Consider the following 21,092-nt stretch of genomic DNA (forward strand, 5'->3'; position numbering starts at 1 on the left):
TCCCGCAAGGCCTTTCCGAAAGCAGACCTCAAGTGGAGGGGGCGCACTTACTGGAGGCCCTCCACCGTCCCACGCTGGTGGGAAGAGTCCCGACGAGTCGTCTTCGACCCGCCCAGCGACTGCCCCTGATCATGATCTTCCGGCTCCCACGAGCGAAGGGAGAACGTTCCTCAGATCACATTCGGGATCCACATCCGCCCCTAAGGACTGTTCGCTTTCTCCAGCCGCAGCGGGTCTAGAGGCTGTCAGGGATGCGCCGAAGCCGTTGCTGTACAACGCTGCTGTACGACATGACAAAGGCCCCTTCCCGAGTCCCGGAAGGGGCCTTCTAGCTGCGAGCCGACGTGGGGAATCGAACCCCAAACCTTCTGTTTACAAGACAGATGCTCTGCCGATTGAGCTACGTCGGCACGGCCTACCAGTGTAGACGCTACCGCCGCCTGTGACGAGCGGCCTCGTACAGCGCCACTCCTGCCGCGACTCCCGCGTTGAGGGATTCGGCGGCGGCGCGCATCGGGATGCGCGCAAGTACGTCGCACTGCTCGCGGACGAGCCGCGACAGCCCCTTGCCCTCAGAGCCTACGACGATGACCATCGGTTCGGTCAGCAGCTCGACGTCTTCGATGTCGGTGGAGCCGCTGCCGTCGAGGCCGACGATGAACAGGCCGGCCTCGCGGTATTCGCGCAGGGCGGCGGTGAGGTTGGAGGCGCGGGCGACGCGGAGGTTGGCGAGGGTGCCCGCGGACGTCTTCCACGCGCCGCTCGTGACGCCGGCGGAGCGGCGGGACGGGATGAGCAGGCCGTGGGAGCCGAACGCGGTGGCCGAACGGGCGATGGCGCCCAGGTTGCGCGGGTCGGTGACGGAGTCGAGGGCGACGATCAGCGGCACCTCGGCGGCGTCTTGGGCGATCTCGATGAGCTCGGACGGGTGCGCGTAGTCGTAGGCGGGGATCTGCAGGGCGATGCCCTGGTGCACGCCGCCCTCGGTCAGGCGGTCGAGCTTGTCGCGGGTGGTCTCGAGCAGCGCGATGCCGCGCTCGGCCGCGATCTTGATGGAGTCGCGTACGCGGTCGTCGTTGTCAATGCGCTGGGCCACGTAGAGCGCGCTGCACGGCACCCCGGCCTGCAGCGCCTCCAGGACCGGGTTGCGCCCGCCGATGTACTCGGGCGCGTCCTCGGAGCGCCGCTGCGGCCGCAGCGGGGCGGCGCGGCGGGCGCCCGTGCGTTCCTCCCGCGCGATGCGCTCGGCGCGCGCCTTCTCCTTGTACCAGTGACGCATCTCGGCAGGCGGCGTCGCGCCCTTGCCTCGAAGCGCACGGCGGCCCTGCCCGCCGGTGCCCTTGGCCGGGCCCTTCTTCTTCGCGGGCTTGCCTGATGCCCTACCGCCTGCTGCCATGCGTTCAAGGGTACTCGGGCCGACGCCCTCCTCAGCCCACGCCGAAGGCCCCGCACCGAGCGGGGCCTCGCGTCCCGACCGTCGGCTCGGCTATCGGCGCAGCTCCCAGCGCGGCCCGTGCGGGGTGTCCTCGACGGTGATGCCCGCCTCCGCGAGCCGGTCCCTGATCGCGTCGGCCGCCTCGTAGTCCTTGCGCTTGCGGGCCGCCTGGCGCTGCTCCAGCGCCACCGCGACCAGCGCGTCGACGACCGGCGTCAGGTCGGAGCCGGTGCCCCGCCACTGCGGCGAGCGCGGGTCGAGGCCGAGCACGTCGAGCATGTTCTGGGTCTCGGCGAGCAGCCGCGCCACGGCCTCCTTGTCGCCGCGCGACAGCGCCACGTTGCCCTCGCGCACCACCTCGTGCACGACGGCGAGCGCCTGCGGCGTGCCGAGGTCGTCGTTGAGCGCGTCGACGAACGCCTGCGGCAGCGGCGCGTCGGCGTCAACGTCGTGGATGACCTCGGCGGCCCGCGTCACGAACCCCTCGATCCGCTGGTACGCCGCCGCCGCCTCGAGCAGCGCCTCCTCGGAGTACTCGATCGAGGAGCGGTAGTGCGGCGCCGCGAGGTAGTAGCGCAGCTCGACGGGACGCACCTTCTGCACCATCTCGGGGATCAGCAGCGAGTTGCCGAGCGACTTGCTCATCTTCTCGGTGCCGATCTTGAGCAGGCCGTTGTGCATCCAGTAGCGGGCGAACCCGTCGCCGGCCGCCCTGGACTGCGCGATCTCGTTCTCGTGGTGCGGGAAGACCAGGTCGATGCCGCCGCCGTGGATGTCGAACGTCGGCCCCAGGTACTTCGTCGCCATCGCGGAGCACTCGAGGTGCCAGCCGGGCCGGCCGGGACCCCACGGGGTGGGCCAGGTGGGCTCGCCGGGCTTGGCGCCCTTCCACAGGGCGAAGTCGCGCGGGTCGCGCTTGCAGGAGTCGTCGTCGGTGTCGGCCGCCGGCCGCATGTTCTCCAGCTTCTGGTTGGACAGCGAGCCGTACTGCTCGGCCCAGGAGCGTACGTCGAAGTAGACGTCGCCGCCGGAGGCGTAGGCGTGGCCGCGCTCGATGAGCCGCTCCATGAGCTGGATCATCTCCGGCACGTGGCCGGTGGCGCGCGGCTCGACGGTGGGCGGCAGGCAGCCGAGCGTCTCGTACGCCCAGGTGAAGGCCCGCTGGTTGCGCTCGGCCACGACGAACCAGGGCACGCCCTCCTCGGCCGCCACCCTGATGATCTTGTCGTCGATGTCGGTGACGTTGCGGCAGAACGTCACCTCGTACCCCGAACGCATGAGCCATCGCCGCAGCACGTCGAAATTGACGCCCGAGCGGATGTGGCCGATGTGCGGAGGAGCCTGCACGGTGGCCCCACACAGGTAAATGGACGCCCGGCCGGCTTCGACCGGAACGAATTCACGGATGGTGCGCGTGCTGGTGTCGTAGATGTGCAGGCTCACGAAGGCAAGGCTAACGCCTCTGCGGCGTCGTCACGCCGGGAAATCAGCCCCGTACGTTCACACGGTCAGGAGAAATTCGGACGATCAGCCGTTCGGTGCCCGGTTCATCCTCCCATGGCCGTCCTTGGTACTTCTGCGACATCTGCTGGATCAGCGCGCCCTCGGGGTCCGGCGTCAGCGTCACGTGGCCGCGCACCTCGACGTACCGGTAAGGGTCGTCCGGGTCGATGACCAGGACGGTCGCGCGCGGGTCGCGCTCGAAGTTGCGCGCCTTGACACGGCCCTTCACGGTCGAGAACACCACGTCGTCGCCGTCCGTGTGCACCCAGACGACGGTCGAGTGCGGCCAGCCGTCAGGGTTCACACTGGTCACCGTCGCGTAATTCGGCGCGTCCAGGAGTTTGCGCGCTTCTTCTGACATCTTTGCCATGCGTTCTCCCTTGATCGGTCGCGAACCCCATTCTTCTGTAGTCTCGAAGACGCCATGGACGTGACTCCCCCCTCTCTGCTCCGCCGCTTGGGCCTGATCTTGGCCGGGCTCGCCGTCGCCGCACTGGCCGGGGCCGCGTGCGCGCTCTCCTTCGACGATCTGCGTGCGCTCGCCGTCACCGGTGAGGCCAGGCAGGACCTCGCCTTCCTCTATCCGGCCGCCTTCGACGCGCTGCTGGTGGTCGCGCTGGTGGGCGTCCTGCTGCTGCGCTCGGCCAGGCTTCTGGTACGCCTGCACGCGGCGTTCGTGCTGGTCCTGCTGATCGCGGCGGCCGCCGCGGCCGACGTCGCCACGGCGGTGCGCGTCACCTTCGACGCCCGGCAGACCGCCATCGGCGTGGCGCTTGCCCCGTGGGTGATGCTGGCACTGGCGCTGTGGCTGTGGCTGCTGCTGATCAAGCACGTGCAGGCGCATCGGGCGCCGGCGTACAAGGGGGACGGGGAACAGCACGACCTGGTGCCCTTCGAGGGCTCCCGTACGTCCCCGCCGGACACCGAGCCGCCCGCACCCGAGCCCGCCGCCGAGCCGCCCGCGCCGGTGACCTCCCCCTCCAAGACCCCGCCGGTGTCGGAACGCGTCACCGAGTGGCCGGCCCAGCCCGAGCCGGCGACCCGCCCCGTACGGACGCCCCGCCCGGCCCCGGAGCCGGCCACGCAGGCCCGCGAAAAGGGCGAGGACGCGGGCTCCGTGCCGGACGAGGAGCCGGCCCGCAACGTACGCGCGGCGGCCCGCGAGGACGCGCACAGCGACGCACCCGAGGAGCCCCGGGCCGAGAGCCACGCGGAGGCGGGCGAGACGACGCCGCCCCAGCCTCGCGAGGACACCCGGACCGAGGCGCAGGAGCATGCCGAGACACGCGAACACGCCGTAGGCGAAACACACGAGGCAGCGCAGAGCGACGCACACGAGGCCGTGCGGAGCGATGCGCACGAAGGAGCGCGGAGCGCCGCACCCAGCGAGGCACATGAGGAGACAGGGGGCGATGCGCCGCTCCGAACGCGTGAAGAAGCGGAGGGCGCCGCGCCAAGCCAGGCGCGCGAAGAAGCGCCGAGCACGGAGCGGAGCGAGCCCGTCGAAGAACCACGGACCCGCCCGGTCCGCTGGGGCGACCGCGTCAGGCCGACCGACGTCCTCGTCCACCCGCGTCCGTCGCGCGAGTCGGCCGGCAGGGACGCCGACACCCAGCCCCATTCAGTGATCGCCGGCGACGCTCCGGACCCCGACCACGGCGCCGAGCTGGCCGACGAGCAGGAGCGCCGCCGCGAGGAGCTGGAGGACACCGCCCCGCACCGCGTGATCCTCGACGACTCCCCCGCCCCGGCCGAACGCCTCCGCAGCACCCCACGCCCACCCGAGGACTGACAGCGCGGCAGGACCAGCCGGCCGAATCGATGAGAGCGCGAAGAGGGCCCGCCCGGGAGCGATCCCTGGCGGGCCCTTCTCACGCCTTCTCCCGCCGGTACGCAAGGCTCAGCCGCTGAGCGAGCCGGTACGTACGGCGCAGGGTCAGATGCTGCGGCCCCTGCCGCGCCGCAGGCCGGCGACCAGGCCCACACCGACCATCGCGAGCACGACCTGCATCAGCAGCTCGATCCAGTCGATGCCCGGTGTGGTCTCCACGCCCAGCACCTGCGCGAGCAGGGTGCCCACGAGGGCGGCGACGATGCCGACGACGATGGTGAGGATCCACCCGATGGCCTGCCTGCCGGGAAGCAGGAGACGGCCGATGGCGCCGATCACGGCGCCGATCACGATGGCGCCGAGGATGGATTCGATGGTCATGGTAGGAAACCTCCCCGTGAGGGTGAGCGGTTCACTCTCACGGGTTGGTCGCTACCCGATCTACGGCGTTTATGCGTTGCTTTTACGAACGCGCAGGTCAGGTGGTTGTTCTACCGCTCCGACCGCCACGCCCCATGCCGAACTTGGTCACGAGGAGCACTCCGATCACGGCCAGGACCAGTTGCAGGATGTGCTCGATCCAGTCGATGCCTCTGGTGTCGGCCCAGCCGAACGCCTGGGCGATCAGGGTGCCGATCAGGGCGGCCACGATGCCGACGATGAGGGTCAGGCCGATGGACATGTTCTGCCTGCCGGGCACCAGCAGTCTGGCCAGCGCACCGACGATGGCGCCGATGACTACTGCGCTGATAATCGCGCCGATCATGTGGAGCTCCCCCCGAAGACGTTCACATGTCTTGGCGGGACACATACCCCCTGAACAGGCGAACTACCCACAAGGGGAAGGCGGCGGTCCGTACCGCGCCAGTGACGAACCGCCGCCTCCGCTTTTTCGGCGGGTTGGCGACGACCCGCCAGGACACCCTCACGTATCCCGCAATGAGGACGCACAGCACACGCCACGGGTTGACGCCGACCCCCGGCAAGCCCCAGCGGGTTCGAGTTGATTCCCGGCCCAGGCAACGACCTCGCCCGCGACCCGGCGGCCACACAGCGGCACTCGCTCCTTCAGCGAGTGACGCCCCGGCGAGTAGGACGCGACGCCGGGCGCGGCGGGACGGTGGCGGCCATGGCGCTCCCGAAAGCACGACGCGACGACGGGTACGGCGCGCCCCGGCGGGCGTGGCGGGACGGTGAGCGCCGGCCGGGCGAGGGCACGGCGCTCCCGAAAGCGGGACACGACGCCGGGACGACGCCCCCGGAGAACGCGGCGCGATGGTAGGCGTAGCGCCCTGGAGAACGCGGCACAACGGCCGAGACGGCGCTCAGGTGAAGGTGATGCAACGGCGGAGATGGCGCCACGAGAGTGCGCCGGGCGGCGGGCATGGTGCGATCGCACGCATCCGCCACCACACGACCTCGAACCGGCGGCGGCCGACAGGAGCCGCCGTCACGGCCGGAGTGCGGCCCGACGCGCACGCCAGGGGCCGACACGCCGGTGGCGATGGCGGGCATGGTGTGACAGCGGGCGCCGTCGATCAGGCCGACGCCGGCCTCACCGCGATCAGGCCCGCGTCAGACTCGCGGCGCTCAGGCCCGCGCCAGGCTCACGGCGATCAGCCCGGGGCCTACGCGGAGACCGCGATCACCAGTGCGGTCGCGACGGCCGCGACGCCCTCCCCGCGCCCCGTCAGCCCGAGGCCGTCGGTGGTGGTGGCGGAGACGCTCACCGGCGCCCCCAGGGCGGCGCTGAGCGCCTTTTCGGCCTCGGCCCTGCGCGGCGCGAGCTTGGGCCGGTTGCCGATCACCTGGACGGCCACGTTGCCGATCTCGAAGCCGGCGGCGCGCACCTGGCGCGCGGTCTCCTCGAGGAGGGCCGCGCCCGAGGCGCCGGACCAGCGCGGATCGGCGGTGCCGAACAGCCCGCCGAGGTCGCCGAGCCCGGCCGCCGACAGCAGGGCGTCGCAGGCCGCGTGGGCGGCGGCGTCGCCGTCGGAGTGGCCTTCGAGCCCGAGCTCGCCCGGCCAGTGGAGGCCGGCGAGGTTGAGCTCGCGCCCGGAGTCAGGTGATGCGAACGGGTGGACGTCGACTCCGACGCCCACCCGTGGAAGATGCGTGTTCAGGAGTTGAGTACCTCGTCGAGAAGGGCCTCTGCCTTGTCCTCATTGGTCTTCTCGGCCAGGGCCAGCTCACTGACCAGGATCTGGCGCGCCTTGGCGAGCATGCGCTTCTCGCCGGCGGACAGGCCACGCTCGCGGTCTCTCCGCCACAGGTCCCGAACCACCTCGGCGACCTTGTTCACATCGCCGGAAGCGAGCTTCTCAAGGTTGGCCTTGTAGCGACGGGACCAGTTGGTCGGCTCTTCAGTGTGCGGCATGCGAAGGACATCGAAAACCCGTTCAAGGCCTTCCTGACCGACAACATCGCGCACACCGACGAGTTCTGCGTTTTCAGCTGGCACCTGGACGGTAAGGTCGCCCTTGTCGACCTTGAGCACCAGGTAGGTCTTTTCCTCACCCTTGATGGATCGCGTCGTGATTGCTTCGATCCGAGCAGCCCCATGGTGGGGGTAGACGACAGTGTCGCCGACCTGGAAAGTCATGTGACAAGTACCCCTTCCGCTGTACTCCAGGGTACCACGCATCCACAGCCTCCCGGAACAGTGAAATCCTCATAACTGCAGGTCAAGGCCTCATATTGGGGCTTGACAAGCGCTCAACTCTATGAATCGCATTTCCGGACATAGCGAATGACCTGCAGGGGTGTGGATATGACCTTGCATTGGGGTGGATATGGTGGGCGCTGCACAACACGCACGCGCGACACCTGCGCTGAACCAAGGAGAACCCGCCCGTGACCAGCCGTCGCTGGATTGTCGTAGCCGCCGCGTTCTTGGCAGCCCCCGTGCTGGCGGGCTGCGGGGCAGGATTCGACGCCACCACCAACAAGCCGTACGCCCCCAACGAGGCACAGGTGTTGATCGAGAACGGTCGTTACGGCTCGGAGAGCGGCATTCACATCCCGCAGGCGTTCATCCTCGGCCCCGACTCGGGAGCCCAGCTCCCCTGGCGCGGCTCCGCTCCGATCTACCTGAACATCCTGAACACGTCGGGCACCCCCGACACGCTCCAGGCTGTCAACGCCGGTGACATGGGTCAGGTCAAGGTCGCCAACCCCATCCAGCTGCCGAGTAACCAGCTCGTCAACACCGGCAAGCCGTCCCCCCAGCTGATGCTCGAGGCGATCCCCAAGAGCCTCAGGGGCGGCGAGACGATCAAGCTGGACCTCCAGTTCGCCAACGCCGGCACGATTTCGCTGAACGTGCCCGTGGTGACGCGCAGCCGCGAGTACGCGACGTACCCGCCGGCGCCGGGCGCGACCCCGGCGGCGACGCCCACGCCGACGCCGAGCCCCGCGGGTGAGGCCGAGGAGGCGCACTAGCCGAGGCGGCGCGCTGAAGGAGGGAGGCCCGCTGGAAGGGCTCCAGAAGGCGCTGAAGACCGCCGGAGATCGCCCAGAGGGCATGAGAAGACCCCGGTACCGGCGAACGGGTACCGGGGTCTGTCATTCCTCCACAGCGTCGAACTTGTAGCCGAGCCCGCGCACGGTGAGGATGCAGCGCGGGTTGGACGGATCAGACTCGATCTTGGCCCGCAGGCGCTTGACGTGGACGTCGAGCGTCTTGGTGTCGCCCACGTAGTCGGCGCCCCAGACGCGGTCGATGAGCTGGCCCCTGGTGAGCACGCGCCCGGCGTTGCGCAGCAGCACCTCGAGCAGCTCGAACTCCTTCAGCGGCAGCTGCACGGGCTCGCCGCGGACGGTGACGACGTGGCGGTCGACGTCCATGCGCACGGGCCCGACGGCCAGCACGGCGCTGTCCATCTCGTCGGAGGTGTCGCCCTGGCGGCGCAGCACGGCGCGGATGCGGGCGACCAGCTCGCGCGAGGAGAACGGCTTGGTGACGTAGTCGTCGGCGCCGAGCTCCAGGCCCACGACCTTGTCGATCTCGCTGTCCTTGGCGGTCAGCATGATGACGGGGACCTTGGAACGCTGCCGCAGCGACCTGCACACCTCGGTGCCGGGCAGCCCCGGCAGCATCAGGTCGAGCAGCACCAGGTCGGCGCCGTTGCGGTCGAAGGTGTCGAGCGCCTCGGGGCCGGTCGCGGCGACCGACACCTCGAAGCCCTCCTTGCGCAGCATGTAGGACAGGGCGTCGGAGAACGACTCCTCATCCTCCACGACGAGTACGCGGGTCATGCAGATGCTCCTGTACGCCTCATGACGCGGCCGGCGCGTCCGACGGTGGTTTCGCTTCGCTCGGTCACGAGGCTGCCTCCATGGGGATCGAGGGTGGTACCGCCACCGCCTGGCCGCCGAAGGCCGGCAGGCGGAGGGTGAAGGTGGAGCCGGAGCCTTCCTTGCTCCAGACGGACACCTCGCCGGCGTGCGCGGCGGCGACGTGCTTGACGATGGCCAGGCCGAGCCCGGTGCCGCCGGTGGCGCGCGAGCGTGCGGCGTCGACGCGGAAGAAGCGCTCGAAGATGCGCTCCAGGGCGTCCTCGGGGATGCCGATGCCCTGGTCGCTGACGCTGATCTCGACGGAGTCGCCCGCGGGCCGCACGCTGACCACGACCCGCGTGTGCTCGGGGCTGTAGACGATGGCGTTGTCGATGAGGTTGCGCAGGGCGGTGACGAGCAGCTCGGCGTCGCCCCAGACGCGCAGGCCCTCGGTGCCGCCGGAGACCAGCGTGATGTCCTTGGCGACGGCCTTGGTGTTGCAGTGGTCGATGGCGTCGTGGACGGCCTCGTCGATGGAGACCTGGCCGGGCGTGGGGATGGGCTCGGCGCCCTGGATCCTGCTGAGCGTGATCAGGTCCTGGATGAGGTAGTTGAGCCGGGCGGTCTCGTGCTGCATGCGCCCGGCGAAGCGGCTGACCGCCTCGGGGTCGTCGGCGGCGTCCTGGATGGTCTCGGCCAGCAGGCTCAGCGCGCCGACCGGGGTCTTGAGCTCGTGGCTGACGTTGGCGACGAAGTCGCGGCGCACGGCCTCGACCCTGCGCCGTTCGGTCTGGTCCTCGGCCAGCACCAGCACCTGGCCGTAGGTGCCGAGCGGCGCCACGCGCACGGCGAAGCTGGTGGTCTCCTGGCCGAACTTGTGCCCCGCGACGTCGATCTCGCTCTCGCGGATCTCGCCGTCGCGGCGTACCTGGCGGGCCAGGGCGAGCAGCTCGGCGGCCATCAGCCGGTCGCCCTTGACCAGCCCGAACGCGCGCGCCGCGGAGCTGGCCCGCAGCACCCTGTCGTGGGCGTCGAGCACCACGGCGGACGAGGGCAGCACGGCCAGCACGGACGCGACGCCCTGCGGCAGCGCCGCGCCGGTCTCGACGCCGTCTGGGGTCGTGCGGCTGGGGGCCTCGATCTGATGGCGGTAGAACAGCACCGCCAGCGCGCCCACCACGAACCCGGCCAGGGCCGCGAAGCTCATGGCCATCTCACTCATGTCTCCGATGGTAGGTGGCGCTTTCGCAGGGACAGACCCCCTCATCAGCGGATGAACGCCCCTTTCCCGGAAAGTTCATCTTGTGGTCGGAGTTCGTTCATCGACGCGCACGTACGGTGACGGACATGCGCGACGCGTACCACGAAGAACTCGACTCGCTGACCGGCAAGCTGGTGGAGATGACCCGGCTGACCCGCTCGGCCATCTCCCGCGCCACCACGGCCCTCCTCGACGCCGACCTGCAGCTCGCCGAGAGCGTGATCTCCCGTGACGAGGAGGTGAACGCGACCTTCGCCGACCTGGAGGCGTCGATCTTCGAGCTGATGGCCAGGCAGCAGCCGGTCGCGGTGGACCTGCGCATGGTCATCACGGCGCTGCGCATGGGCACCGACCTCGAACGCATGGGCGACCTCGCGGTGCACGTGGCCAAGGTGGCGCGGCTGAGGCACCCCGAGTCGGCCATCCCGGCGGAGCTGCGCTCGACGATCCTGGAGATGGGGCAGATCGCCGAGAACCTCGTCACCAAGGCGGGCAGCTGCGTGGCGTCGCGCGATGCGGACGCGGCCATGGAGCTGGACGCCGACGACGATGCGATGGACCGGCTGCACCGCAGGTTGTTCCGGGCCATCCTGGCCAAGGACTGGGCGCACGGGGTCGAGCCGGCGATCGACATCACGCTGGTGGGCCGCTACTACGAGCGGTACGCCGATCACGCGGTGCGCGTGGCGCAGGCCGTCGTCTACCTGGTCACGGGTTCACGACCGAGCTGACGGTAGTGGCGGCACGACGCGCAAGGGGTGCGGGACTCCCGCACCCCTCGCGCACGTGTGAGGTCAGCGGCCCTGGTTGGCGACGGCCTCGATGGCGGCCTTGGCGGCCTCGGGGTCGAGGTAGCGGCCGCCCTTGACGGTCGGGCGGAACTCGGCGTCGAGCTCGTAGACCAGGGGGATGCCGGTCGGGATGTTGAGCCCGGCGATCTCGTCGTCGCCGATGCCGTCGAGGTGCTTGACCAGCGCGCGCAGCGAGTTGCCGTGGGCGGCGACCAGCACGGTGCGGCCGGCCGCGAGGTCGGGGACGATCTCGTCGTACCAGTACGGCAGCATGCGGCCGACGACGTCCTTCAGGCACTCCGTGCGGGGCATGAGCTCCGGCGGCAGCAGGGCGTAGCGGGGGTCGCCGGACTGGGAGAACTCGTCGTCGTCCGCGATGGGCGGCGGGGGCACGTCGTAGGAGCGCCGCCACAGCATGAACTGCTCGTCGCCGAACTCCTCGCGGGTCTGCGCCTTGTTCTTGCCCTGGAGCGCGCCGTAGTGGCGCTCGTTGAGCCGCCAGCTCCGCTTGACCGGCAGCCACAGCAGGCCGGCCTCCGACAGCGCGAGGTGGGCCGTCTGGATGGCCCTGGTCAGAAGGCTCGTGTGGACGACGTCCGGGCGCAGCCCGGCCTCCTGGAGCAGCTTGCCGCCGCGGCGGGCCTCCTCCTCGCCCTTGGCGGACAGGCTGACGTCCACCCAGCCGGTGAACAGGCCCTTCGCGTTCCAGTCACTCTCGCCATGCCTCAGCAGCACCAAAGTCGCCATGCGGCCCATCCTATGGTTCGCCCGCCGGGCGGCGTTCGGGGTCCGCGAAGCGCGCGAACGCCCGCAGGTTGGCCAGGGACTCGCCGCGCTTGGCCCGCCACTCCCACTCGCGCCTGATCGAGGAGGCGAAGCCCAGCTCCAGCGCCCGGTCGAACCACTCGTCCGAGTACGTCAGCACGCAGCCGAGCAGCCGGTCCACCTCCTCCTCGGTGACGGCGGCCAGCGGGATCCTGCCGACCAGGTAGACGTCGCCCACGGGGTCGAGCGAGAAGTGCACGCCGTACATGGAGCCGTTCTTGCCGAGCAGCCAGCGGTAGAACTCGGCGTGGTTCTCGTCCGGCCGGCGGCAGAAGAACGCCTCGACGTGCAGCACCTGCTCGCCGACGATGAGCCAGGTCATGGTGGCGAGCTTGTGCTGTCCGGGCAGCTTGGCGAGGAACGCCCCCGGCCGCGGCTCCTCGTAGGTGACCTCCGCGGCCTTCAGCGCCGCTTCGACGACTTCGCGCATGCCTACCACCCTAGAAGGGACCATGGACGGTACTAGAACAACGTACGGTCAGGCGTTCGGCAGCGCGACCGCCGTCTTGTGCAGATGGGCGACGGCGCCCGCGTAGACCTCCATGAGGCGGGCGGCGGTGGCCTGCCAGCCGAAGGCGGCGGCGTGCTCGCAGGCGCCCGCCGCGAGCCGGGCGCGGCGGCGCGGCGCGGCGAGCAGGCGGCGCAGCGCGAGCGCCCAGTCGGCGGGGTCGTGGCCGTTCACGAGCAGCCCGGAGACGCCGTCGCGGACGGCCGTGCGCAGCCCGCCGACGGCCGCGGCGGCCACCGGGGTGCCGCACGCCTGCGACTCCAGCGCGACCAGCCCGAACGACTCGCTGTACGACGGCACGACGGTGACCGTGGCCGCCCGGTACCAGTCGGCCAGCTCCTCCTGGGGAGCGGGCGGCACGAGGCGGACGACGTCGGCGATGCCCAGCTCGGCGGCCAGGTCGGTGAGGAACGACGGGCGGGCCAGGCCGTTGCCCGACGGGCCGCCCACGCAGGCGACCACCAGCCGCTCGCGCAGCGCGGGCTCGTCGATGAGCATCCTGAAGGCGGCGCGCAGCAGCACGTCGGGGGCCTTGAGCGGCTGGATGCGGCCGACGAACAGCAGCACGTGGGCGTCCTGCGGGATGCCGAGGCGGCGGCGGGCGGCGCCCTGGGATGCGGGCCTGAAGACGCTGAGGTTGACGCCGGGGCTCACGACGGCGACCCGGCCGGGGTCGGCGCCGTACAGGCCGATCAGCTCCTCGGCCTCGTCGCCGGTGTTGGCCACCAGGCGGTCGGCGACGTCCACGACCTGCTGCTCGCCGATCACCCGCGCGGCGGGCTCGGGCTTGTCGCCGCGGGCGAGCAGGAGGTTCTTGACCTTGGCCATGGTGTGCATGGTGTGCACGAGCGGCACGCCCCAGCGCTCCTTGGCCAGCCAGCCGACCTGGCCGGACAGCCAGTAGTGGGAGTGGATGACGTCGTAGCGGCCGGCGTCGTACATGGCCTCGGTGCGCAGCACCTCGGACAGGAAGGCGCAGAGCTGGCCGGGCAGGTCGGCGCGGTCCATCTCCTCGTACGGGCCCGCGGTGAGGTGGCGGACGATGACGCCGGGCGCGATCTCGGCGACGGGAGGCAGGTCGCGGGCGGTGGCGCGGGTGAAGATCTCGACCTCGACGCCGAGGCGGGCCAGGCGCTTGGCGGATTCGACGATGTAGACGTTCATCCCGCCGGCGTCGCCCGTGCCGGGCTGGTCCAGCGGCGAGGTGTGCATGCTGATGGTCGCGACCCGCCTGACCCGTCGTCGCCTCACTCGACACCACCTCCAGACGACATACAACTGTCCCAACATTCCTGACATTCCCGACAGATGGTCATTTGTGGAGGTACAAAGGTGCACCTCCCGGCTCCTGGCAGGATGGAGGGCATGCGCAGAACAGCTGTGGTGACCGGTGCGAGCAGCGGCATCGGCGAGGCGGCCGCGCGGCGGCTCGCCGCCGAGGGTTACGACGTGGTGGCGGGCGCACGGCGCCGCGACCGGCTGGAGAAGCTGGCCGCGGAGGTGCCCTCGATCAGGCCGGTGGCGCTGGACGTGACCTCGCAGGAGTCGGTGGACGAGCTGGTCGCCGGGCTTGAGCGCTGCGACGTGCTCGTCAACAACGCGGGCGGGGCGCTCGGGATGGAGCCTGTCGCCGAGGCCAGGCTCGACGACTGGCAGCGCATGTACGACGTGAACGTGCTCGGCACCCTCCGCATGACCCAGGCGCTGATCCCCAAGCTCATCGAATCGGGCGACGGCGTGCTGGTGCTGCTCACCTCGACGGCGGGGCACGTCGCGTACGAGGGCGGCGGCGGTTACGTCGCGGCCAAGCACGCCCAGCGCACCATGGCCGAGACCCTGCGCCTCGAGCTGGTCGGCCGGCCGGTGCGGATCGTCGAGATCGCGCCCGGCATGGTCAAGACCGAGGGCTTCGCGGTCACCAGGTTCCGCGGCGACGAGGCGGCCGCCGCCCGCGTCTACGAGGGCGTGCCCGACCCGCTGACCTCCGACGACATCGCCGACGCCATCGCCTGGTGCGTCACCCGCCCCGCCCACGTCAACATCGACCGCCTGGTCATCCGCCCGCGCGCCCAGGCCGCACAGCACAAGGTCCACCGCGTCAGTGGCTAGACCGGCCAAGCCGGTCGGCACGATCACCCGGGGCACGACGGGCCACAACCGGCTGCGGCGCGGCGACCGCTGGATCGCCGCCGTGCACGGCCGGCTGCTGCGGGCGGCCGAGCGGCCCCTGGTCGTGGACCTCGGCTACGGCGCCTCGCACACCACGACGCTCGAGCTGTTCACCCGGTTGCGCCGGGTGGCGCCGGGCGTCGAGGTCATGGGCATCGAGATCGACCCGGCGCGGGTGGCGCTGGCCCGGCCGTACGAGCGCGAGGGGCTGAGCTTCCGGCTCGGCGGGTTCGAGCTGCCCGTGCCGCGCCCGCCCACGCTCGTCCGCGCCTTCAACGTGCTGCGCCAGTACGGCGAGGACGAGGCGTGGCACTACTGGGACGTGCTGCGCGCCGGCCTCGCGCCCGACGGCGTGCTCGTGGAGGGCACCTCCTCGGAGAACGGGCGGCGGGCCGTCTGGGTGGGCCTCACGGCGCGCGGCCCGCAGACCGTCACGTTCTCCGCCCGTTTCGCGGCCTTCGAACGGCCCTCCGACCTGGCCGACCGGCTGCCCAAGACGCTCATCCACCGCAACGTCCCCGGCGAGCGGATCCACGCGTTCCTCAGCGACTTCGACCGGGCGTGGGCGGTCAGCGCGCCCTACGGCGCGCACGGGCGGCGGCAGCGCTGGCTCGCGGCCATCGGCGAGCTGTCGCGCACCTGGCCGGTGCCCGCCCACCCGCCGCTCGGCGGCGTCGCCCGCTGGCGCCTCGGCGAACTGACCCTCCCCTGGTCGGCCATCGCCCCCCGCTGACGAGCCCCCATGGCGTCGCGGCCCGCTACAGGTGCGCCTCGAAGGCGGCGTACGCGGCGGCGTCGAACAGCACGAACCGCACTTCGCGCACCGACGTGCCGGCCGAGCGCACCGCGTCGAGCGCGATGCGGGCCGCGTCGCCGACCGGCCAGCCGTAGATGCCGGTCGAGATCGCGGGGAAGGCCACCGACTCCGCCCCCAGCTCGTCGGCCACCCGCAGCGACTCGACGTGGCAGGAGGCCAGCAAGTGAGAACGGTCCTCCGAGCGCGAGTAGACGGGCCCGACGGTGTGGATGACCCAGCGCGCGGGCAGCCGGCCGGCCGTGGTCGCCACGGCCCGGCCGGTCGGCAGGCCGCCGGCGTACCGTCCGGCCCTGAGCTTCCTGCACTCCTGCAGGATCTCGGGGCCGCCCCTCCGGTGGATCGCGCCGTCCACGCCGCCGCCGCCCAGGAGCGAGGAGTTGGCGGCGTTGACGATCGCGTCCACCTGCTGCTCGGTGATGTCACCTTGGACGAGCGTGAGTTCCATGGCACAGAGCCTGCCAAAAGAGCCCGCCGAAAGAGCCTGCCGAAACAGCGGCCGGTACCGCAGAGCCGGATCAGGCGCGCGCCACGAGCACGGTGACGTCCAGCGGCAGCGCGCGCACGTCCTCCAGCTCGAACCCGGCGCCGGCGAGCAGGTGCTCGTACTCGGCGCGGGTGCGCTCGCGGCCCGCGCCGTTGTTGACCAGCATGTGCACGTCCCAGGCGATCGCGAGCGCGCCGGGCGCGTCGTGCGGCCGGTCGGGGACGAGCCGCTCGATCACCAGCAGCCGCCCGCCGCCGGGTACGGCCCTGCGGCAGCAGGCCAGCACCCGCGCGGCAGACTCGTCGTCCCAGTCGTGCAGGATCCGCGAGAGCAGGTAGACGTCGCCGCCTGGCGGCACGTGCTCGAAGAAGTCGCCCGGCACGAACTCGCACCTGCCGGCAAGGCCCGCGTCGGTCAGCGCGGCGCGGCCCCGCTCGACGGCCCCCGGGCCGTCGAACAACGTGCCGCGCACCCCCTCGGCCTGGGACAGGACGGCGGCGAGCAGCGTGCCGCGGCCACCGCCGACGTCCACCACGTGGCGGTGCCGGGTGAAGTCGTAGACCTGCGGCACCTGCGCGAAGAACGACGTGCCGCAGGCCATGGCCCGGTCGAAGGCCGCGCCCATGTCGGGGTGCTCGGCGGTGTAGTCGAAGAACGGCTTGCCGTAGACGTGCTCGAAGCCCGGCCTGCCGGTCCGCACCGCGTAGGCGAGCGCGCCCCACGAGGCGTAGAACGGGCCCGCGTAGAACAGCGCGAGGTCGGCGAGCGATTCCGGGTGGCGGCGCGACAGCAGCGCGCCGGTGGGCGTGAGCGCGTACGCGCCGCCCATGTCCTGCTCGACCAGGTCGTGGCTGTCCAGCAGGCGCAGCAGCCGGTGGAGCGCGCCCGCGTGGACGCCGCACTCGCGGGCCAGCTCGCCGCAGGTCAGCCGCCGCTCGTACAGGCGGTCGGCCACGCCCAGCTCGGCCATCGCGGCCACCGCCTGGGTGAGCCAGGCGCCGGTGAGCCTGCTCAGCACCGCGCGCTGCGCGCCGTCGTCAGCCATCGGCCACCAGCTCGGGCGTGCGCGCCAGGTGGGAGCGCAGGATGTGGGGATAGTGGCCGGCGCAGGCCAGCTCGACCCGGCCGGGCCAGGCGGTCGGCCGGCTGAAGTACAGCACGGTACGGCCTCCCCTGGCCTCGTCCTCGTACGGGTTGAACCCACCGCCGTCGGGCGCGAAGCCGAGCACCGAGGTGAGCAGCCTGCCGAGGCCGCGCACCACGATCTCGTCGGGCGCGAGCACGTCGAGCGCGAGGTGCGTCTCCTCGTTGCGCTCGCGTTCGCGGGCCGCGATGCGCGCGAATCCCGGTCCCGGTTCCGGCACGAACACCTCCAGCGCGGGGCCGCCCGCGGCGCGCACGGCGTAGACGATGGCGACGGGCAGGTCGAGGTCGTAGCGCTCGGCCAGCCGCCGCCGCACGACGGTGCTGGGGCAGGTGCGCCGGATCTCGAAGCCGCGCGCCCACAGCGAGGCGCGCAGGTCGTCGATCGTGCTGGGGAACAGCAGGATCGCGGCGTGGTCGATCCGGCAGTGCCGCTCCAGCGCGGCCTGCACGGATGGGGTGACGCCCGGCTCGCGGGCGAAGACCGCCCACGTCTCCAGCCGCCACATCAGCTGGTCGAGCCGCCGCTCGTCTACCGGGTCCACGCTCGGCGCACTCCCTTGTCGATTACGGAAGGTGACACCGTAGCAACGTTAGGGAGTCTCAAGCCCCGGATGCCAGCTCGACACGTTGTAGAGCTAGTCTGAAAGACGTGAAGGGTCTTGGCGAGCTTGAGCGCAGCATCATGGACATCCTCTGGGCGGAGAGCAAGGCGCTGACCGCCCGCGAGGTCGGCAAGCTGATTGCCGACCGTGACCTCGCACCCACGACGGTGATGACCGTTCTCGACCGCCTCACCCGCAAGGGCTTCCTGCAGCGCACCCGCGATGGGCGCGCGTGGAGATATCAGCCGGCCGAAAGCCGTGACGCATACATCGCCGAGCTTATGCTGGAGGCGTTGGACCTGACGGGCGACCGATCGGCCGCCCTGACCCGCTTCGCCCAGGCCGTGTCGGGCCCGGAGGCGGAGATCCTGCGCAAAGCCCTTGAGGAGCTGGAGGAAGAGTGATCACGGCAGTGGTGCTGGCGGCGCTCGCCACGGCGTGCGCGGTCGGCTCCTGGCGTTTCACCACCGCTCGATGGACCTCCCGGGCCCCCAGGCTGGCCATCATCGTCTGGCAGTCACTCGGCCTCGCCTGGGGGCTCGCCACCACAGGCGCCATGCTCGCCTTCGCGGTCCAGCCTTACGGCACCGGCGTCATTCCGGGGCTCGCCGCGTTCGCGCGGGGCGAGACTCCCCCGCAGGCGTGGGATCCCCTCCACGTGCTCGCGCTGATCGCCGGGCTCACCGCGCTCGCGGTACTGATCGCGGTGCTGATCACCGCGGGAGTGCAGGCGCTGCGGGCCCGCCGCAGGCACCGCATGCTGCTCGCGCTGACCTCCCACGACGACCCGGGCGTGCCGGGCGTGCGGGTGCTCGCCCATCCCAGCGCCGCCGCCTACTGTGTGCCGGGCCTGCGCTCGCAGGTCGTGGTCAGCGAAGGCGCGCTCAAGCTGCTGTCGGAGGACGAGCTGGCCGCCGTGCTCGCTCACGAGGCCGCCCACGTACGCGAGCGCCACGACCTCGTGCTGCTGCCGTTCGCCGCGCTGCGCAGGGCGCTGCCCTGGTCGAAGGTGGTGGCCGACGCGCAGGCCCAGGTCGAGCTACTGGTCGAGATGGCCGCCGACGACCGGGCGCGCCGCTACTGCTCGCCGCGCCGCCTGGCGACGGCGCTGCTGCGTTTCGGCACGGCGGGCGCGATGCCGGCGCCGCAGGGCATGCTCGGCGTCCACGCGAGCCACGTCATGGCAAGGGTGGATCGCCTGGTCAAGCCGCTTCCCGAGCTGGCGGCGCACGTACGGTACGGCTACATCGCGCTGTCTGTGACGTTGGTCACCAGCGCGCCGCTTCTCTGGTTCCTGCAGCTCTGACGCTTGCAGGTGTTAACCACCCTGTTTGCAATTGCAAGCAGGGCGATGCAGACTATGGGTATGGCACTACCCAAAGTCGGCTCGATCGGTGAATACATCCGCGAACAGCGGCAGCAGGCGAAGATCTCGCTGCGCCAGCTCGCCGCGGCGGCCGGGGTCTCCAACCCCTACCTGAGCCAGATCGAGCGCGGCCTGCGCAAGCCGAGCGCGGAGATCCTCAACCAGATCGCCAAAGGTCTGCGGATCTCCTCGCAGGCGCTCTACGTGCAGGCGGGCCTCATCGAGGACCGTGAGCCGCCCAGCGACGTGCTCACCGCGATCAGGGCCGACCCGCATCTCACCGAACGCCAGCGTCAGGTGCTGATCGACATTTACGAGTCGTTCCGCAAGGAGCAGCCGGCCGGGGACGAGCAGACCTCCCAGAATGCCCGTCCCCAGCGCGACTCCCGATCGGACGACGAGCCGCTGCCCGAGGAGTATCGCGCCGCTCTTGAGCCCTATGCGGCGCCCTCGCGCGACGACAACGTCACCCAGGAAACCAAGGAAGGTTAACCCATGACGCTCGCCACCGAAGTCAAGAAGCTCACCGAGTCCAAGCCGTTCTACGCCGTCGCCGGTGTCGGCGACTACGCCGTGGAGAAGCTGCGCGAGCTGCCCGAGCACCTGCAGAAGCTCCAGTCCCGCCGCTTCGAGCTGGCCAAGGAGCTGCCGGTCAAGGCGCGCCAGTACGCCGACAAGGCCGAGGGCATCGCCAGGGAGCTGCCCGAGAAGGCCCGCACGTACGCCGACCAGCTCACCCACAAGGCGAGCGAGGTCTACGAGGAGTTCGCCACCCGTGGCCGCCGCGTGGTCAGCAAGACCACCGGTGAGGCCGCGCTGGAGCTGGAAGAGGTGTCCGTGGCCGCCGAGCCGCCGGCCGCCGAGCCGGTCAAGCCGGCCAGGAAGCCGCGCTCCACGACCACGGCGGGCACGGCGGGCAAGACCAAGGCCTGACCCACCTTTTCGGGCCCGCCTCCCTTGTGGAGGCGGGCCACTTTCCGCTTACGGGGTGCCCGCGCACGCAGGGCTCCTATTAGGCTGAAGCCGTTTGCATCGAGGCGTTGGGCGGAGACGACTACATGAACGCGATCTACGGGGTCTTCAACCTCCTCTTCCTGGTGCTGGCCATAGGCATCTTCTGCATGTCGGCCTACGCGCTCGTGCACGCCATCCGGGTGCCCGCCAACGCCTTCATCGCGGCGGGCAAGCTGCAGAAGAACCTGTGGCTGCTGATCCTCGCCCTGGCCACGCTGTTCTCCGCCGGCGGCGCGCTGAGCTACTTCCAAGCCTTCTCGGTGGTCGGCAGCAGCACCTTCATCGGGATCGGGCTCGGCATCTTCTCGATCGCGGCGGTCATCGCGGCGACCATCTACATCGTGGACGTCAAGCCGGCCGTCAAGGGCATGGGCGGCCGCGGCAGCAGCGGTCCCTACGGCCCCTGGTAAAGCCCCTGCTCCCGGCGGGCCTTCAGCTCGCCGGCCAGCCAGGCGGCGAGCCGCTCGTGCCCGGAGCGCGTCGGATGGATGCCGTCGGGCAGGACCGCCTCGGGCGGCCACGTCATGTGCAGGGGGTCGAGGAAGGGCACCTTCTGGGCGGCGGCGGCCTGGGCGAGCGCGTCGCGCACGCGGTACGCCTTGCGCGGCGGCTCCTTCAGCCAGATGGGCCCCACCACGACCGTCTCGGTCTCCGGCCAGCGTGCGCGCACTTTGCCGAGCAGCGCGGCGGCGGCGTCACGCACCTCGTCGGGGCTCCAGCGGCGGTCGTTGTGGCCGCCGGAGATGACGAGCAGGTCGGGGGCGGGCCGCCAGGCCAGCTCCAGCTCGTACGAGCGCTCGAACGTCCGCCCCACCCGCCCGGCGTTGCAGAACCCGGTGCCGCCCGCGCCCGCGATGATCGGCTGCCAGCCCATCAGCCTGCCGGTGTGGGCCGCGTAGGTCTCCCAGCGCGGCACCGGCCCCGAGCCCACGGTGAAGCTGTCGCCCACGAACATCAGCACGGGTGCGGGTGTCCTCGCCCCGCGCGCCGCCCCGATGCCTCCACAGGCCGGCAGGGCGAGCAGCGCGAGGACCGCGGCGTATCGCGTAAGCCTCCGCATGA

Annotated in this window: 26 protein-coding genes and 1 tRNA gene; 10 read left to right on the forward strand and 17 right to left on the reverse strand. The window is 71.2% G+C overall.

Annotated features, from left to right (window positions below; all coding sequences use genetic code 11):
* Positions 1–337 precede the first annotated feature (337 nt).
* The 4 genes from ACGFIM_RS14115 to ACGFIM_RS14130 all read right to left on the reverse strand — a co-directional run bounded on the left by ACGFIM_RS14115 (position 338) and on the right by ACGFIM_RS14130 (position 3,308).
* Positions 338–410, reverse strand: a tRNA-Thr gene (locus ACGFIM_RS14115).
* Between the two features lie 20 nt (positions 411–430).
* The gene (rlmB, locus tag ACGFIM_RS14120; RefSeq protein ID WP_393199957.1) at positions 431–1,396 is read right to left on the reverse strand and encodes a 23S rRNA (guanosine(2251)-2'-O)-methyltransferase RlmB; all 966 of its coding nucleotides are present in this window, start codon (positions 1,394–1,396) and stop codon (positions 431–433) included.
* Positions 1,397–1,486: 90 nt separating this feature from the next.
* Positions 1,487–2,878, reverse strand: a complete 1,392-nt coding sequence (cysS, locus tag ACGFIM_RS14125) for a cysteine--tRNA ligase (RefSeq protein ID WP_393199959.1) — start codon at positions 2,876–2,878, stop codon at positions 1,487–1,489.
* 43 nt (positions 2,879–2,921) lie between these two features.
* Positions 2,922–3,308, reverse strand: coding sequence for a PPOX class F420-dependent oxidoreductase (locus tag ACGFIM_RS14130; RefSeq protein ID WP_393199961.1), 387 nt, complete (start codon positions 3,306–3,308; stop codon positions 2,922–2,924).
* 87 nt (positions 3,309–3,395) lie between these two features.
* On the opposite strand from ACGFIM_RS14130, the gene ACGFIM_RS14135 reads away from it, so the two are divergent.
* Positions 3,396–4,730, forward strand: coding sequence for a DUF2637 domain-containing protein (locus ACGFIM_RS14135; RefSeq protein WP_393199963.1), 1,335 nt, complete (start codon positions 3,396–3,398; stop codon positions 4,728–4,730).
* A gap of 144 nt (positions 4,731–4,874) precedes the next feature.
* Here ACGFIM_RS14135 and ACGFIM_RS14140 read toward each other — a convergent pair whose 3' ends face one another.
* The 4 genes from ACGFIM_RS14140 to ACGFIM_RS14155 form a co-directional block, all read right to left on the reverse strand.
* Entirely contained in the window at positions 4,875–5,150 is a 276-nt protein-coding gene (locus ACGFIM_RS14140) for a GlsB/YeaQ/YmgE family stress response membrane protein (protein WP_393199965.1), read from the reverse strand.
* 97 nt (positions 5,151–5,247) lie between these two features.
* On the reverse strand, positions 5,248–5,535 hold the full coding sequence (locus ACGFIM_RS14145) for a GlsB/YeaQ/YmgE family stress response membrane protein (protein ID WP_393199967.1): 288 nt from the start codon (positions 5,533–5,535) through the stop codon (positions 5,248–5,250).
* Positions 5,536–6,397: 862 nt separating this feature from the next.
* Entirely contained in the window at positions 6,398–6,871 is a 474-nt protein-coding gene (ispF, locus tag ACGFIM_RS14150; RefSeq protein WP_393199969.1) for a 2-C-methyl-D-erythritol 2,4-cyclodiphosphate synthase, read from the reverse strand.
* Positions 6,872–6,888: 17 nt separating this feature from the next.
* On the reverse strand, positions 6,889–7,371 hold the full coding sequence (locus tag ACGFIM_RS14155; protein ID WP_020544658.1) for a CarD family transcriptional regulator: 483 nt from the start codon (positions 7,369–7,371) through the stop codon (positions 6,889–6,891).
* A 251-nt stretch (positions 7,372–7,622) separates the two neighbouring features.
* On the opposite strand from ACGFIM_RS14155, the gene ACGFIM_RS14160 reads away from it, so the two are divergent.
* Positions 7,623–8,210, forward strand: coding sequence for a copper chaperone PCu(A)C (locus ACGFIM_RS14160; protein WP_393199971.1), 588 nt, complete (start codon positions 7,623–7,625; stop codon positions 8,208–8,210).
* 123 nt (positions 8,211–8,333) lie between these two features.
* Here ACGFIM_RS14160 and ACGFIM_RS14165 read toward each other — a convergent pair whose 3' ends face one another.
* Both ACGFIM_RS14165 and ACGFIM_RS14170 read right to left on the reverse strand, forming a co-directional pair.
* On the reverse strand, positions 8,334–9,026 hold the full coding sequence (locus ACGFIM_RS14165) for a response regulator (protein ID WP_393199973.1): 693 nt from the start codon (positions 9,024–9,026) through the stop codon (positions 8,334–8,336).
* 64 nt (positions 9,027–9,090) lie between these two features.
* Entirely contained in the window at positions 9,091–10,260 is a 1,170-nt protein-coding gene (locus tag ACGFIM_RS14170; RefSeq protein WP_393202544.1) for a sensor histidine kinase, read from the reverse strand.
* Positions 10,261–10,394: 134 nt separating this feature from the next.
* Between ACGFIM_RS14170 and phoU the strand changes: the two genes are divergently transcribed.
* Positions 10,395–11,039 (forward strand): phosphate signaling complex protein PhoU, encoded by a 645-nt coding sequence (phoU, locus tag ACGFIM_RS14175; RefSeq protein ID WP_393199975.1) that lies wholly within the window; start codon positions 10,395–10,397, stop codon positions 11,037–11,039.
* Between the two features lie 63 nt (positions 11,040–11,102).
* Here phoU and ACGFIM_RS14180 read toward each other — a convergent pair whose 3' ends face one another.
* Genes ACGFIM_RS14180 through mshA form a run of 3 tightly spaced genes read right to left on the reverse strand, consistent with a single transcriptional unit; the run spans position 11,103 to position 13,683 of the window.
* A complete protein-coding gene (locus tag ACGFIM_RS14180) occupies positions 11,103–11,846 on the reverse strand; it encodes a phosphoglyceromutase (RefSeq protein ID WP_393199977.1) in 744 nt (247 codons plus the stop codon).
* Between the two features lie 10 nt (positions 11,847–11,856).
* Positions 11,857–12,354, reverse strand: a complete 498-nt coding sequence (locus tag ACGFIM_RS14185; RefSeq protein WP_364063069.1) for a YbjN domain-containing protein — start codon at positions 12,352–12,354, stop codon at positions 11,857–11,859.
* A gap of 48 nt (positions 12,355–12,402) precedes the next feature.
* Positions 12,403–13,683, reverse strand: a complete 1,281-nt coding sequence (gene mshA, locus ACGFIM_RS14190; RefSeq protein WP_393199980.1) for a D-inositol-3-phosphate glycosyltransferase — start codon at positions 13,681–13,683, stop codon at positions 12,403–12,405.
* Between the two features lie 114 nt (positions 13,684–13,797).
* Here mshA and ACGFIM_RS14195 point away from each other — a divergent pair, with 114 nt between their 5' ends.
* Positions 13,798–14,541, forward strand: coding sequence for an SDR family NAD(P)-dependent oxidoreductase (locus ACGFIM_RS14195; protein WP_393199982.1), 744 nt, complete (start codon positions 13,798–13,800; stop codon positions 14,539–14,541).
* On the forward strand, positions 14,534–15,334 hold the full coding sequence (locus ACGFIM_RS14200) for a class I SAM-dependent methyltransferase (protein ID WP_393199984.1): 801 nt from the start codon (positions 14,534–14,536) through the stop codon (positions 15,332–15,334). The genes ACGFIM_RS14195 and ACGFIM_RS14200 overlap by 8 nt, the downstream gene beginning before the upstream one ends.
* Positions 15,335–15,359: 25 nt before the next feature.
* Here ACGFIM_RS14200 and ACGFIM_RS14205 read toward each other — a convergent pair whose 3' ends face one another.
* The 3 genes from ACGFIM_RS14205 to ACGFIM_RS14215 form a co-directional block, all read right to left on the reverse strand.
* Positions 15,360–15,863, reverse strand: a complete 504-nt coding sequence (locus ACGFIM_RS14205) for an O-acetyl-ADP-ribose deacetylase (RefSeq protein ID WP_393199986.1) — start codon at positions 15,861–15,863, stop codon at positions 15,360–15,362.
* Positions 15,864–15,933: 70 nt separating this feature from the next.
* Positions 15,934–16,947, reverse strand: coding sequence for a methyltransferase (locus ACGFIM_RS14210; protein WP_393199988.1), 1,014 nt, complete (start codon positions 16,945–16,947; stop codon positions 15,934–15,936).
* Entirely contained in the window at positions 16,940–17,590 is a 651-nt protein-coding gene (locus ACGFIM_RS14215; RefSeq protein ID WP_393199990.1) for a hypothetical protein, read from the reverse strand. Before ACGFIM_RS14215 ends, ACGFIM_RS14210 begins: the two co-directional genes overlap by 8 nt.
* Positions 17,591–17,697: 107 nt before the next feature.
* On the opposite strand from ACGFIM_RS14215, the gene ACGFIM_RS14220 reads away from it, so the two are divergent.
* The 5 genes from ACGFIM_RS14220 (at position 17,698) to ACGFIM_RS14240 (ending at position 20,440) form a co-directional block, all read left to right on the forward strand.
* Positions 17,698–18,054: a BlaI/MecI/CopY family transcriptional regulator gene (locus tag ACGFIM_RS14220; protein WP_393199992.1), complete on the forward strand. Its 357-nt coding sequence runs from the start codon at positions 17,698–17,700 to the stop codon at positions 18,052–18,054.
* A complete protein-coding gene (locus tag ACGFIM_RS14225; protein ID WP_393199994.1) occupies positions 18,051–18,956 on the forward strand; it encodes a M56 family metallopeptidase in 906 nt (301 codons plus the stop codon). The genes ACGFIM_RS14220 and ACGFIM_RS14225 overlap by 4 nt, the downstream gene beginning before the upstream one ends.
* A gap of 60 nt (positions 18,957–19,016) precedes the next feature.
* Positions 19,017–19,508, forward strand: a complete 492-nt coding sequence (locus ACGFIM_RS14230; RefSeq protein ID WP_364063042.1) for a helix-turn-helix transcriptional regulator — start codon at positions 19,017–19,019, stop codon at positions 19,506–19,508.
* Positions 19,509–19,511: 3 nt separating this feature from the next.
* The gene (locus ACGFIM_RS14235) at positions 19,512–19,949 is read left to right on the forward strand and encodes a hypothetical protein (RefSeq protein ID WP_393199996.1); all 438 of its coding nucleotides are present in this window, start codon (positions 19,512–19,514) and stop codon (positions 19,947–19,949) included.
* Between the two features lie 125 nt (positions 19,950–20,074).
* The gene (locus ACGFIM_RS14240) at positions 20,075–20,440 is read left to right on the forward strand and encodes a DUF2516 family protein (protein WP_393199998.1); all 366 of its coding nucleotides are present in this window, start codon (positions 20,075–20,077) and stop codon (positions 20,438–20,440) included.
* Here the strand turns inward: ACGFIM_RS14240 and ACGFIM_RS14245 are convergent.
* A complete protein-coding gene (locus ACGFIM_RS14245; RefSeq protein WP_393200000.1) occupies positions 20,425–21,090 on the reverse strand; it encodes an SGNH/GDSL hydrolase family protein in 666 nt (221 codons plus the stop codon). The genes ACGFIM_RS14240 and ACGFIM_RS14245 overlap by 16 nt on opposite strands.
* Between the last annotated feature and the right edge of the window lie 2 nt (positions 21,091–21,092).

Source organism: Nonomuraea sp. NPDC049309, from assembly GCF_043196965.1.
In the GTDB taxonomy this organism is placed as follows: Bacteria; Actinomycetota; Actinomycetes; order Streptosporangiales; family Streptosporangiaceae; genus Nonomuraea; species Nonomuraea fastidiosa.